The sequence below is a fragment of the Lacrimispora sp. YZC11 genome, assembly GCF_057543815.1.
Map to the genome: position 1 here is coordinate 959,042 of NZ_BAAJYQ010000006.1, position 12,903 is coordinate 971,944.

The 12,903-nt window shown below is 43.8% G+C and carries 13 protein-coding genes; 7 read left to right on the forward strand and 6 right to left on the reverse strand.

The features are described from left to right. Window positions 1-12: 12 nt before the first annotated feature. Entirely contained in the window at window positions 13-906 is an 894-nt protein-coding gene (locus AC27IJ_RS10725) for a LysR family transcriptional regulator (RefSeq protein WP_313258561.1), read from the reverse strand. Window positions 907-1,034: 128 nt separating this feature from the next. Between AC27IJ_RS10725 and AC27IJ_RS10730 the strand changes: the two genes are divergently transcribed. The 4 genes from AC27IJ_RS10730 to AC27IJ_RS10745 all read left to right on the forward strand — a co-directional run bounded on the left by AC27IJ_RS10730 (window position 1,035) and on the right by AC27IJ_RS10745 (window position 4,120). Next, window positions 1,035-1,757, forward strand: a complete 723-nt coding sequence (locus tag AC27IJ_RS10730; protein WP_312442829.1) for an AzlC family ABC transporter permease — start codon at window positions 1,035-1,037, stop codon at window positions 1,755-1,757. Continuing rightward, the gene (locus AC27IJ_RS10735; RefSeq protein ID WP_312442828.1) at window positions 1,750-2,055 is read left to right on the forward strand and encodes an AzlD domain-containing protein; all 306 of its coding nucleotides are present in this window, start codon (window positions 1,750-1,752) and stop codon (window positions 2,053-2,055) included. Before AC27IJ_RS10730 ends, AC27IJ_RS10735 begins: the two co-directional genes overlap by 8 nt. Window positions 2,056-2,230: 175 nt before the next feature. Then, entirely contained in the window at window positions 2,231-3,199 is a 969-nt protein-coding gene (locus AC27IJ_RS10740; RefSeq protein ID WP_487148794.1) for an aldo/keto reductase, read from the forward strand. Window positions 3,200-3,268: 69 nt separating this feature from the next. Continuing rightward, complete coding sequence (locus tag AC27IJ_RS10745) at window positions 3,269-4,120, forward strand: NAD-dependent epimerase/dehydratase family protein (RefSeq protein ID WP_487148796.1); 852 nt, start codon at window positions 3,269-3,271, stop codon at window positions 4,118-4,120. Window positions 4,121-4,259: 139 nt separating this feature from the next. Here the strand turns inward: AC27IJ_RS10745 and AC27IJ_RS10750 are convergent, their stop codons facing one another. From AC27IJ_RS10750 to AC27IJ_RS10770, 5 genes are all read right to left on the reverse strand, one after another. Then, window positions 4,260-4,931, reverse strand: coding sequence for a flavodoxin family protein (locus tag AC27IJ_RS10750; RefSeq protein WP_487148798.1), 672 nt, complete (start codon window positions 4,929-4,931; stop codon window positions 4,260-4,262). A 150-nt stretch (window positions 4,932-5,081) separates the two neighbouring features. Further along, window positions 5,082-5,711 carry a hypothetical protein gene (locus AC27IJ_RS10755; RefSeq protein ID WP_487148800.1) on the reverse strand — a complete coding sequence of 210 codons (630 nt, stop codon included), beginning with the start codon at window positions 5,709-5,711 and terminating at the stop codon, window positions 5,082-5,084. Window positions 5,712-5,860: 149 nt separating this feature from the next. Continuing rightward, a complete protein-coding gene (locus AC27IJ_RS10760; protein WP_312442823.1) occupies window positions 5,861-6,412 on the reverse strand; it encodes a sporulation initiation factor Spo0A C-terminal domain-containing protein in 552 nt (183 codons plus the stop codon). Window positions 6,413-6,747: 335 nt separating this feature from the next. After that, window positions 6,748-7,263, reverse strand: a complete 516-nt coding sequence (locus AC27IJ_RS10765) for a hypothetical protein (RefSeq protein WP_312442821.1) — start codon at window positions 7,261-7,263, stop codon at window positions 6,748-6,750. Between the two features lie 448 nt (window positions 7,264-7,711). Next, window positions 7,712-9,793, reverse strand: coding sequence for an InlB B-repeat-containing protein (locus AC27IJ_RS10770; protein WP_487148803.1), 2,082 nt, complete (start codon window positions 9,791-9,793; stop codon window positions 7,712-7,714). A gap of 752 nt (window positions 9,794-10,545) precedes the next feature. Between AC27IJ_RS10770 and AC27IJ_RS10775 the strand changes: the two genes are divergently transcribed. Genes AC27IJ_RS10775 through AC27IJ_RS10785 form a run of 3 tightly spaced genes read left to right on the forward strand, consistent with a single transcriptional unit; the run spans window position 10,546 to window position 12,890 of the window. Continuing rightward, window positions 10,546-11,823 carry a DUF3440 domain-containing protein gene (locus AC27IJ_RS10775; protein WP_487148805.1) on the forward strand — a complete coding sequence of 426 codons (1,278 nt, stop codon included), beginning with the start codon at window positions 10,546-10,548 and terminating at the stop codon, window positions 11,821-11,823. After that, window positions 11,801-12,268, forward strand: a complete 468-nt coding sequence (locus tag AC27IJ_RS10780; protein WP_312442818.1) for a GNAT family N-acetyltransferase — start codon at window positions 11,801-11,803, stop codon at window positions 12,266-12,268. Before AC27IJ_RS10775 ends, AC27IJ_RS10780 begins: the two co-directional genes overlap by 23 nt. Next, window positions 12,219-12,890 (forward strand): IbrB-like domain-containing protein, encoded by a 672-nt coding sequence (locus AC27IJ_RS10785; RefSeq protein ID WP_312442817.1) that lies wholly within the window; start codon window positions 12,219-12,221, stop codon window positions 12,888-12,890. Before AC27IJ_RS10780 ends, AC27IJ_RS10785 begins: the two co-directional genes overlap by 50 nt. Window positions 12,891-12,903: the final 13 nt, after the last annotated feature.

A 12,903-nucleotide genomic window follows, 5' to 3' on the forward strand; every position in this document is an offset into this window, starting at 1 on the left:
CATAGTTAAGATTTATTTCCCCTTAGGCTCCGGGTCTGGTTCTCCATATTCCTCTGTGAGAAATTCCAGGAACTGCCTGCTGGCAAAGGGGAGAATTTTCTTATCCTTAAAAACAACGCCAATGGTTCTGGCTAATGGCGGGTCGATATCTCTTACCGAAATATGATAATCCACACGGTTTAATATAAGTTCTGATAAAATCCCGGCTCCCAGCCCCTTTTCGATCATTGCCATGATCGTATAATCATCGTGGACGATATACTGGATATTAGGTTCGATTCCATGCTCACGAAAGTATTCCATGGGCTCATTTAAACTTCCTTCCTCCAGAAGAATAAAAGGTTCTGATGCCAGTTCCTTCAGCCCGATCTTCTTATGCCTGGCCAGTGGATGGGAAGGGGGAAGGACGGCCATCATGGGATCCTTCTTTAACGGAATGGTCTTAAGCTCCTGATCCCGCACTGCCTGAGGATTGATGAGGCCAAAATCCACACTTCCCTCCTTTACCAGCTGCTCAATGGCTGTATAATCCCCTTGGTAGAGTTCAAAGCTCACCAACGGGTACTTCTCCTTAAACGTCTTAATTAATCCAGGCAGCCAATGACAGGATACGCTGGCAAAGGTACCGATCCGGATGGTTGCATTCTGGATTCCTTCCATCTCTTTTCGCTTCTCCGTAAGCTCCCTGTAAGCATGGTATATATTTTTTATATAGGGTAAAAGCTCTGCTCCATCAGGAGTCAGTACCACTCCTTTTTTGGAACGGACAAACAGTACGGTACCAAGTTCTTCCTCTAAAGACTGCACCATCTGACTGATGGCTGACTGTGTATACCCCAGCTCTTCGGAAGCCCTGGTAAATCCTCCTGTTTCCACAATCTTCATAACTGCCCGGTACCGCTTCATGTTTCCAGCTCCTTATCATTAGTTTTTCTAATGTTTTCATTATAAACATTTGTTTTACTGATGTAAAGGTTCATGGTATATTTTTATAAGCATGATAAGGGTGTCACGCCCTATGAGGGAGGAGCATTATGAATAACAGAAGAGAACAGATAAAATCCGGGATAAAGGATGGGATCCCCATTTGTCTTGGTTACTTTGCCGTATCCTTTACCTTCGGGATTATGGCATTAAATTATGGACTGTCACCGTGGCAATCCATTGTAATATCCCTTACCAACCTGACATCAGCAGGGCAATTTGCCGGCCTGGGTATTATCACAGCAGGCGCTCCCTTCGCTGAAATGGCCGTTGCACAGCTGGTCATCAATCTACGCTATTGTCTCATGTCCTGCTCCCTTTCCCAAAAACTCAACAAAACAACCCCATTTTATCACCGCCTGCTGCTCGGCTACGGAATAACGGATGAAATCTTCGGTGTTTCCATGTGTAAGCCTGGTCCGTTAAACCCGTGGTACTGCTACGGTCTGTTTCTGCTGGCCATTCCAGGCTGGACACTGGGAACCGCCGCCGGTGCTTACTTTGGGCGCCTTCTGCCTCAAAGAGCTTTAAGCGCTTTGGGCGTAGCTTTATATGGAATGTTTCTGGCAATTATCATTCCGCCAGCAAAGAAAAACCGGGTCTTGGCAGGGGTGACCGCCGTTTCCATGGCCTTTAGTTTTTTGTTTTCTCTGATTCCGGTACTGCACAGGATCTCTTCCGGATACAGGCTGATCATACTGACCGTTGCGATTGCAGGAGCCGCTGCAGCCTTGTTCCCGGTATCTGACACTATGGAGGTTTCCCATGAATAACCGAATCTATCTTTACATACTGGTCATGGCAGCAGTTACCTATTTAATCCGTGTCCTTCCCCTGACCCTGATCAGGCGGGAAATAAAGGTTCCCTTTATCCGGTCTTTCCTTTACTATGTTCCTTATGTGACCTTGTCGGTAATGACCTTTCCTGCCATTCTTACGGCTACTAAAAGCATATGGCCCGGCGCTGCGGCGCTTTTGACGGCTGCCTTTCTGGCTTATAAGGAGAAAAGTCTGTTTCAGGTTTCCATAGCCGCCTGCATGGTTGTTTTTGTAATGGAGTTTTTCCTGTGAACAACTTCCTAAACAAACTATTACATTTAACTACTTCCTAAACAAACAAGGATTGACTTAAAGTTAACATTAAGGTTTATAATCATCTCACAGCATTGCGTAAATCTAGCTAAGCAACCTGAATTTGGAGTTGCTTTATGAAAGCGGCTCCCCATATCCGAAAGGAGGAATCTATATGCAATACAACAATTTGCCGGGAACAAGTATTAAAGTTTCTTCAATAAGCCTTGGTACGATGATGTTTGGCGCTCAGACCAGCGAAGCTGACAGCCTCGCCATCATGGATTATGCCTGCGGCCAAGGTGTAAACTTTTGGGACACTGCCAATGTGTACAATCAGGGCGAAAGTGAACGCATCGTCGGCAAGGCCCTGAAAGGACGGCGGGATAAAATTATCCTCGCTACGAAAGTAAACGGCCAGATGGGCGAAAACCCGAATGACAGGGGACTTTCACGCCGCAATATTATCTCCGCCGTGGATGCCAGCTTAAAGCGCTTAAATACGGATTATATTGACCTTTATTATATGCATGCTCCTGATTATGAAACAAAAATCGAGGAATCGTTGGAGACAATGTCCGGCCTTATTAAGTCTGGAAAGATCCGCTACATCGGCGTCAGTAATTTCGCCGCATGGCAGATTGCCGATATGCTGGCTATCTGCGATTTGCGGGGATATATCGCGCCAGTCATCACGCAGAACGTATATAATCTCATTACGCGCGGCGTGGAGACGGAACTCGTTCCGTTTTTACAGGCGCATGAGCTGGGAATGGCGGTATACAACCCTATCGCAGGCGGGCTTCTGGCCGGAAAGCACAAGCCAGGCACCCCCGTGGAGAATACCCGCTTTTCTAACAGCGAAACATACTATAAACGTTATTGGTCAGATGAGAACTTTGCAGCGGTGGATAAGCTGACAGAAATTGCATCAGAGCATGGCATGAGTCTTCTTGAACTCTCCATGAAATGGTGTGCAGGCCGCGCCAAGGTAACCAGTGTTATCAGTGGTGTCAGTACGCTATCCCAGATAGAACAGAATATTGCTTCATTGGAGGGTCCCGTGCTTAATGACGACGTATTGCAGGCTTGTGATGCTGTATGGCATACTCTGGCGGGTACATACTTTGGATACAATCGTTGACAATGTTGGGGACTAAAAAGGAATTGGCAAAATGACATGCCTTAGAAATTAATAGAAAGGAATTAATATATGAAAAAGATAGTGATAACCGGAACTGCGGGTCTTCTTGGGCCCTATGTAGTTCGGCATTTTTTAGAACAGGGATATGAGGTATTGAGTGTAGACAGAATTAAGCCGGCTGAGCCTTTGACACGGCATATGACAGCGGACATAACCAACTTGGGCGAGTGCTATGGAATCTTAGAAGGCGCGTATGCTGTGATCCATCTTGCAGCAATCCCCTCCGCATACATTTACCCCAATGAGGTAACATTTCAAAATAATGTAATGGGTACTTACAATATTCTCGAAGCGGCAGCAGGATTGGGAATCACAAAAGCGATTATTGCCTCCAGCGAATGTACTTATGGTATCTGCAACTCCCGTCAGGGGCTGACACCTGTTTATGTTCCCGTTGATGAGGAACACCCTACACTTCCCGAAGATAGTTATGGACTTGGAAAAATTGTTGGGGAAGCAATTGCCGATGCAATTTACCGCCGCTGCGGAATGCAGATCGTCTCATTCCGGATCGGCAATATTATAAGCAAAGAGAAGTATTTAAACTTTCCTGGTTTTGTTCATGACTCAGGGAAAAGGAAACAACTTATGTGGAATTATATTGATGCTCGTGATATCGCTGTTGCCTGCCGCCTTGCTATCGATAAAGAAGGACTTGGTTCTGTTGTAATGAATCTCGCAGCTGACGACAACTGTATGGACATCAAAAGCTATGATCTTATGAAAGCTGAATATCCAAATGTGACAGACATTCGTACTCCAATTGATGAGTATCAGACCTTGTACTCCAATAAAAAGGCAAAAGAAATTTTGGGATGGAAGCCTGAACATTTTTGGAGAGACAATGTATCGCTGGAATAATCCTCAATGATCTCTATTAAAGCCTGCAAATGCTGAGATTTTCTTATTCTCAGTTTTGCAGGCTTTATAGGGCTAATAAAGCGGCCTGAACCTTTTGTTAAACACCTCTTAGTTCCTTCGCTGCTCCGATGTATTTATTTTACCGTTCGTTCAGTATATCGGCAATCATCTTTTTACCGGCGTCATAAGCAGCCTGACAATCGAGTGGGAATTGGGTGCGGTGGTATTCCGCTTTTTGCGGCTCATCCCAAAAGCTTGCGCGGTATCGGCTATAATCCTTGTACTGATAGGTGTTATAAGTGCAAATCCTCACCGGCTTTACGCCGAATACATTTTGCAGATACTGTTCGGCCGTGCCCAAAATGAAATCGTAGTTCAACTTTTGCATAATTTCCTCCGTCACATTCATTGTATATATCATAGCGGTGCGGAGCTTTTGGGGCGCGTTATTGCCCTGCCGGTTTTTGTCAAAGCTCAAGTATTGGTAAACCAGTCTTTCTATGAATGCCCGCAGCTCCGCCGTCAAGTCGCGCATATAAACAGGGCAGCCAAAAACCACGCCGTCCGAACGCGGAACCTCGCGCAGCAGGGTATAGATGTCATCCCGCACCTGACATTGCCCGTATGTTTTGTTGTTGTCGCTTTGACAGGCGTAACAACTGATGCAGCCTTTATAATTCAAGTCGTAGAGATACACCATTTCCGTCTCGACCTGTATACCCGCAGAAGCTGCGCCCTCCAGGAATTTTTTCAGCATGGTATCTGTATTCCAGCCTTTGCGGGGGCCTCCGTTTATTGCATAGATTTTCATCGGCTTCACTCCTTATATCCATCTGCTTCACTTCACCGTTCCCGGTATCCAAGGGATTTCCCAACACTACTTCCAATGTTTTCATTTTATCACATATAATCCAATTGTTACTTAAAAGTTTAGTTAGATTATTTAACTTTTATCTGCGATTCATCTGATGTATTGAATCCACCGGATAACGCCCGGGCCTCGATTGGTTAAAAAGCCGCCTCTGAAAATCTGGTTTACCGTATATCGATCCTTATATCCATCCCATGGGTCATATAGTTCTATCTGGAATCCGGAAGTCGGACACAAAACAACGGAATGGAATATGCCGTTCTGCATTCTGTAATTGCCGATAAAATAATTACCGTACTCCATAGCCTCCCGAATCTGATTGGCCGAGGTAATCAACATATCCTGGACGGCCCGGTTATACCCACTGCTAACAATTTCGGGAATTGCACTGTCGGGATCGCCGGTAATGACGCAGCGCAGCGCCCTGTCTTTGCCTTCGTCACCTTCCGGCAAATTGCCCTCTGGATTTTTGTTTATATCTTTTGCGTGTTCAACGATTACCAGCTGCGCTGCGTCAACCGTCAGCCATCCGTCTGATTCTCCGCAAGCTTGCGGCCGAAGGCCGTTCTGATCTGCTCTTATCACACTATGGCTTATAGGCGCAGCAAGACAAACTGGAAGATGGTTCCGATGGCAATACTGGAGGCCAACTATTTTTGCCGCAGTCGCCCAACTCCAATTCACGTGATTCTGGATATAAGGCATTGCTTCTTTATTCATTATGTATGCTATTTTCTTTAATTCAGAAGTTAACAGTTACGTGTACCGTAGTTAATTTACGCTCTGGAGCTGAGGAAATGTAAAGAGAGCAACCCACCTAGTTTGACCTCAGTCGGATTTGGGGGTCCCCCTAAAACAGTCAGATATATCTATGTATCATTCAATTCCCGGACACATTCCAAAGCTGTCAAGAAAAAGGACTTCAATCTGATGTCATGTCGATTTTGCAGACAAGCAAGATTGAAAAAAACACTTGCAGGCGTCCCCTTGTTATTCCGGTTGTTAAACACTCTGCGCAAGATTCTGCGCACCCGGCCTTCAACACTTACAACCGGTATTCCAAGCCTTAAGGACAGTTCCGGAAAAAATCTCTCACATATCTCGTCCAAGGTCTCAGGATATTCATAGGAGAACTTAATGGCTTCAGCCAATTCGTATCTTCCCGCAACCTTCTCCGTAACTCCAAGGTAATCTAAAAATTCTGAGATTGTGCCGGTTGGAAATACATCAGCTTCGCATGATTTATAGATTAAATTTCTGCTGTGTTCGTTCATTTTACGCAGTACGGAGGAATATTTCCTTTTAGCCTGTTCTTCCGTAATTCCATATTTGCCTGCTATCGCATAAAACGAATACCCACATTTTCGCCAAAGGACGATTTCTTTTTCCACCTCGTTGATGAATGCAGACTGGTTTTCCACTACAATACCTCCTTCCTGCTGCCAGAAAAATTGTACGTGAACCGGACCGCTTATGCCTGTTGGCAGTCCGCAGACACTACTTATGACAACAGTATACCGGAGCTGTGGTCAAGTAATTCAAGAATGTTCCAAACTGCATTTTTTGTGTTCCAAATACTGGAAATTACTGTTGAAACACTGAGGTTTATGTCGAAAAAAAACGAGAATCCTCCTCGGACGCAGTCGTGTTTTCTGCCTCCGGGAGGATCCTGCCTTTTTGATTCAAATTCTTCTACAGGCGAGATGTGCCGGTATTTCTTTCTTACCATTACCAATTACAAGCTTACATATCTTCATTATTCCATATTTTCAGTTCTTATGACGACCTCATTCAACATTCGCATCAGTTCTAAAGCGCTTCGAAAATTCACATATTGTTTCTTCGTCAGCTTTCCAATCACTCTTCCCTGTATGCTGGCGTTCTGGCGATGCTCTATTTTAACTATCAGTGTTTCTTTTGCCGTAATTGCACGGGAACTTAGAGCCATACTATCCTGCAACTGAACTTTTGCTTTTACCGGTATATTGTTTTTTCTCTTGGTTCTGTATGCATACTCTTCTGACATTTTTTTATTAAGAAACCTTGGGTCAGCGGATGGCTGAGGAGTCCCAACCCAGTCACATATCTCATCCAATTTAAGAATCAACTCTCCTACGTTGGAGAAGCTGACAGGTCCATCTATGTAGCAGTTAAGAATTTCACCATATAAATTTTCACCATTTCTCCCATTAAAACAAATAAGCATCGTACTGACGCGGTCTGCATCAATTATGTTTTGACAGACGTTTTGCACCTCTTCGCTTTTTATCATACGTTTCTTATCCTCTTTTCTATTCCGTACCGTTATTATCTCCTAGGCTGTGGATTTTCCTGCGCCCATTTCGACTTTTACAAATTTATATTAAACTAATTAATGAGCTTTTTGTTTTACTCTGTACTGAATTTGCATTTTATTGTTCTTAATTTTTTCCACGCATATAAAAACAAGGCCCTATATGTAGTTTTCACGGCTTATCAAACATGGTGTGGAAGGCGGGATCGATCCTGACGAGGGTAAGGATCTGTATGCCGGGGATGCCGGTATACAGGAGAAAAACGAGAAATAATATCTACAGGTATGACAAAGACCGCAGCTTGAAACTGCGGTCTTTACTAAGTTGCTTGATTTCATTGGTTCTATTCATTTAACAAAACGGGTATCTACAATTCCTTGGTGGAATAATCCCGGACTTCATCAGGCTTATATCTACGACCGCAGCTTATTTATATACCTTATTGCGGCTGATAAATATTACCTGTACGGGCAAAACCGCTAATGATATACCCACCAGTACCCACCAAATAAGATTAGAATTCCTGTCACCGGTCTTTGGGATACCGTCAAGATTATTACCGCTTGCATTGCCTGGTACCGGAGAAGGTGAATGGCTTGAATAATTTATTGATTCACCGAACGGAATATCCGGTTGGTTGCCGATATCCACGTTATTTGCGGCATTTGCGGCATTGCCGTCTGGGCTGCCCGGTTGGCTGCTGCCACCGTGGTTATTGGAAGTACTACTTTCGGCAGGTATCCATTTTGCATAAAGGATGGTGTCGCGTGTTACCGCATCATTACTAAAATCCCAGGCGGTAGAGAAAGCGGACTCCTTAAACCAGCCTGCAAAGCTGTATCCAGCGCGTAATGGACTTTCCGGGGCCGCGATGGTGCTTCCGCCTGGAAGACCCGTTAAGGGCGGGATTGTACTGCCACCCTGGCAATCAAAAGTCACGGAATAAACTGTTGCCGGAGGATTGGATTGGGCTGAAGCTACAACAATGAATTTTGCATTCTGATAGTTCAATACATCTACATCAGCAGTGCCTGCACTGTTTTTCCACGTTATATTGGGGAATCGTCCCGAGACACGATCAATATCCGTAACGCTGCCTACCGGTACTGAGTTCGTTTGCTGGAAATCCTCTGTTGCCGCATCAGCAAAATACACGGTCCCTTCAGCTGCTGTAATACGTACTTGAAGTTTTTCCAGGGTGCTTATATTGTAAAACGTATATTCACCATCTTCATTCGTTACTGTGGTGTCAATAACGGTATTTCCGCTGAGCAGTTCCACAACCTGCCCGCTCAGCTTATCGGCTGAAGTCCAGTTAAGGGATCCCTCGGACGATTCCTGCCGGCGGATAGTCCCGCTGATTTGCGGAGAAGATAAATATACATTATTACCAAAATTTAATGGGCTTGAACTTTGTAAACTCTTCCAGCCTTTTAAGGGGATATTTCCGCCTGCCTCATCTTGTGTCAGCTGTTCGCCATTAACAGAAACCGGAAACTCCGCTTTCAAACAAAGAAACGTTCCTGCACTTATCAAATTCTGTAATACGCCATCATCTGCAACCATCCGTAGACCAATTGCATCCGTATCTGGCTGCAGTTCTTCCGAGAAATGTTCTCCCCCATCAACAGAGTAAAGAATGGTGTTTTCCATTCCCATACCGGACAGGTATTCTTCTGTCAGAACATTTTCCGGAGTTATCAAATACCACGGCCATACCCTGCTGCTGCTTTGATACACAGTCAGTTGGGGAACCCCGCCGAGCAGCAGCTTTCTATCTGCCGGGAAACGTAAGATCATTGTCGCCTGACCCGAGTCTGATGTCGCACCATAAATTCCTGCAACATATGTTCCGGTCAATGTATCTTCCGTATGTGGATAATAAATAACGTTGGTTGTATAATCTGCAGAATTATCAGGTTCACTCTGATCGAACATTTCTGTCTTTGATGTCTCTAATGTAAAAGACTGGGCGGCGTAAATACTCATCATATCCATTGGAGAAATACCATTCAATGGAGAAATGCCATTCATTGGAGTAATTCCATTATCATCTACTCCGTCGCTTACTTGAACCAGGATTGAAGGCAACAGAATATCTTCCGCCAGTGTGTATCCGGGAACAGACGGAGTAAAAACATAGCCGCATGCCGTATTTCCATCATAAGCTGGTTGTGAACTCCATATTACCGGTACGGAAACCAGTAATTCTTCCTCAAAATCCTGATTGTCATCCAGAGTCCCGTTGCTTGGCGTCGCCCATGATATACGATGTACGGTTGCTGTTAATCTATCAGGCAAATTTAAGCTTTCTTCATTTGTTCCCAACGATACGGTTCTGTTGGCAACATCATCTGCCAAAGATTCAAAAGCAATAATTTCACTGCCTGCGCCGCTGAACAGGCTTTTTTCTGCCAATCTTTCTGCTGCTAAAACAGGTGTCATACCAAATACCATAATGATGGCAAGGACCGCCGATATATATCTGTAACTTGATTGTTTCTTCATAATTCAATTCCTTTTCCATAAATTTGAAACCGAAAGTTAATGATTTAACTTTCCGCCTTTGGTTTGTATTATATAATTATATAAGAGTCAGGTAATTACCCCTATTCTTATTTTATTGTTATGATAAGGTTGGTTGTTTGGCATAATTCTTAATTGGGGTACCACGCCCGCAGCAAAACTTGTCAGCCAGCTTTTATTATTTTCAATGGTTTCAAGGAGTATCGTTCTACGCTTAACGCTTATCACGAATTCGAGATATCCCCATATTTCATTGCATTGCATTCCGTTAAACTTTTCGGATTGAAAGATTTTATTTTCATTCCACCAATCACCTCCTTTTTACACCGATCCATGATCAGGCACCTTCTGCCCTTTGCTCCCTCTGAAATTCGATAAAAAGACAGCTAGTTTAAATTATATAGTTTTTTCTTTTATCTAAATGAATGTTGTTCCCAACGGGCTGAATATTGTATCAAACGATTACCGGTATATAAACTTTACTTATTTTCAAAATCAAAAAAATTGTTTACTCTTTTCAATTAACTTATGGTTCATATTTGGTTAATTTAGAACATAATTCTGGCAATTCGGAACAAATCCGCTTGTAAACACGTTCAGAATATTATATTAATAACGTATTATCAGACATCAGGCGATGCTCCCGCCGCTCAGCCTAACTTAGCTCAACATACAAAACGGAGGTGGTCTGTATTCCCAAGATATATACATCAGAAGATGTTTTAACTGCAGCAATGGAACGAATTAACATTGCATTTTCACATTTCTCCCATCTGTATCTCTGCGTATCCGGCGGCAAGGATTCATCCGTTATGCTCCAACTCTGCGCGTACACAGCCCGGGAAAGGGGCAAGAAATTCAGCATCCAGTATATTGATATGGAATCACAATATCAGGCAACGATTCAGCATATTGAAGAGCTGCGCCGTATGACGGCAGATGTAGTAGACAGGTTTTACTGGTGCTGCTTACCCCTGTCACTGCGTAATGCGGTATCCGTCATCCAGCCTAAATGGATCTGCTGGGACCGTAATGAACGGGATAAATGGGTAAGAGATATGCCTGATTACGATTGCGTTATAAACGAAAACAACTTACCGGAGGATTGGACATGGTTTTACAAAGGCATGGAGTTTGAAGAATTTACATACCAGTTCAGTCAATGGTTCCAAAAAATCCATGGCAATTCTGTTGGCGTAGGCATCGCCATCCGGAGCAATGAGAGCCTAAACCGTTTTAATACCATTATCAGTAAAAGGAAGAAGAAGTTCCAGGGTTATGGTTGGACTACAAAGCTTCGTGTTCCTGAACCCGATCGCGAGATCTATCATTTCTATCCGCTATATGATTGGCGGACAGAAGACATCTGGGGTGCCGTAAGCCGGCTGGGACTTGTCTATAACGAAATTTATGAACTGATGTATAAGAACGGGCTGAGCATCCACCAGCAGCGGCTCTGCCAGCCTTATGGAGATGACCAGCGCAACGGACTGAACCAGTTCCGTGCACTGGAACCTGAAACCTGGGAGCGGGTGGTCAATCGGGTACACGGCGTAAATTTTGGAAATATTTACGCCAGATCGTCACTGCTTGGAAATATAAAGTCCGAAAAGCCCATGGAGATGACCTGGCAGCAGTATACCGTTTTATTGCTTGAAAGTCTCGGCCTATATTCACCAGAGCTGCGGGATCACTATTACCGTAAAATTAATACTTATTTACAGTGGTGGTCCTCTCACGGATTCCCGTTGGAGAAAATACCAGACGAAGCAAACCGGAAGTTAGAGGCAAAAAAAAAGGTTCCGTCATGGCGGCGGATAGCCAGAGCTATTGAAAAGAATGATTTTTGGATGCGCGGACTCAGTTTTGCGCCATCGAAGTCAGACGTAAAGCTTTTTATGCAGCTTAGAAAGCAATATCAGAATTTTATACATTTGGAGGATGCGCAGGACAAGCAAATGCGGAAGATCATCCTGGAGGAGGAAGGCAATGGAAAAAATACAATGCTTTGAAGGGAACTATGATAAAGCGCTTTTTTATTCGAAGATGGGGCGCTTTTTCGCAGAGGAGCGATACATCAGGCAAATGCCCTATTTGCGCAACGAGCCCGATAAAATCTGGTTTCTAATTGAAAAAGAAGGGCAGGTCGCCGCCTTTTCATCTCTGATGATTAAGGATGAATACATTTTATTTTCTACCGAATATGTGGAGATAAGATACCGCAGACAAGGCCTGTTCAAAGCCTTAACAGATGCCCGGTTCGTATACTGTCACGAAATCAAAATGCCTGTGCGCACCTCGACCAACATTGAAGTTATCAGGGATTACTATATACGGCAGGGATTTATAATTTATAGAAAAACAAAAAACTATTGGTTTTTATCCGGAAAAAGTCAGGAGATTGCGCATGGAATCCACAAAAGAGAAAATAGCAGGAACCTGCTATTCGGAGCTTGAAGCTTGTATTGAGAAAATCATACAACTACTAAAAACAATGAAACTGCATGAAAAGGTACAGGCACTAAACAAAATTCGCCGGGCATTAAGCAAATGTTCTCCGTTTCACGATCCTGTAGACCTCGTGGAGTGGATCCCCGCCCAAAAGGTACAGGCAAACGATTATAATCCCAATAAGGTTGCGCCGGATGAAATGGAACTGCTTTATACCTCTATCAGAATGGACGATTTTACCCAACCAATCGTATCCTACCGTATTGACAATGATCACTACGAAATCACAGATGGATTTCACCGTAACAAAATTGGCAGATATCCTGAAATAGCCAAAATACGCCATGGTTACTTACCTTTAACCATCATTGATAAGCCTCTGGACGAACGCATCGGATCTACGATCCGCCACAATCGGGCAAGAGGAACCCACCAGATCCGTTCGATGAGTGAGATTGTTGTCAACCTTTCAAAAATGGGATGGTCAGACGCTAAAATCGAAAAAAATTTGGGCATGGAATTGGATGAAGTCATTCGTCTGAAACAAATCAGCGGATTGAAAGAAGCCTTCCAAAACCACGAGTTTTCCAAATCGTGGAAAGAATTTGAATATAAAAATTATAAATGAAACATTAAAAGGC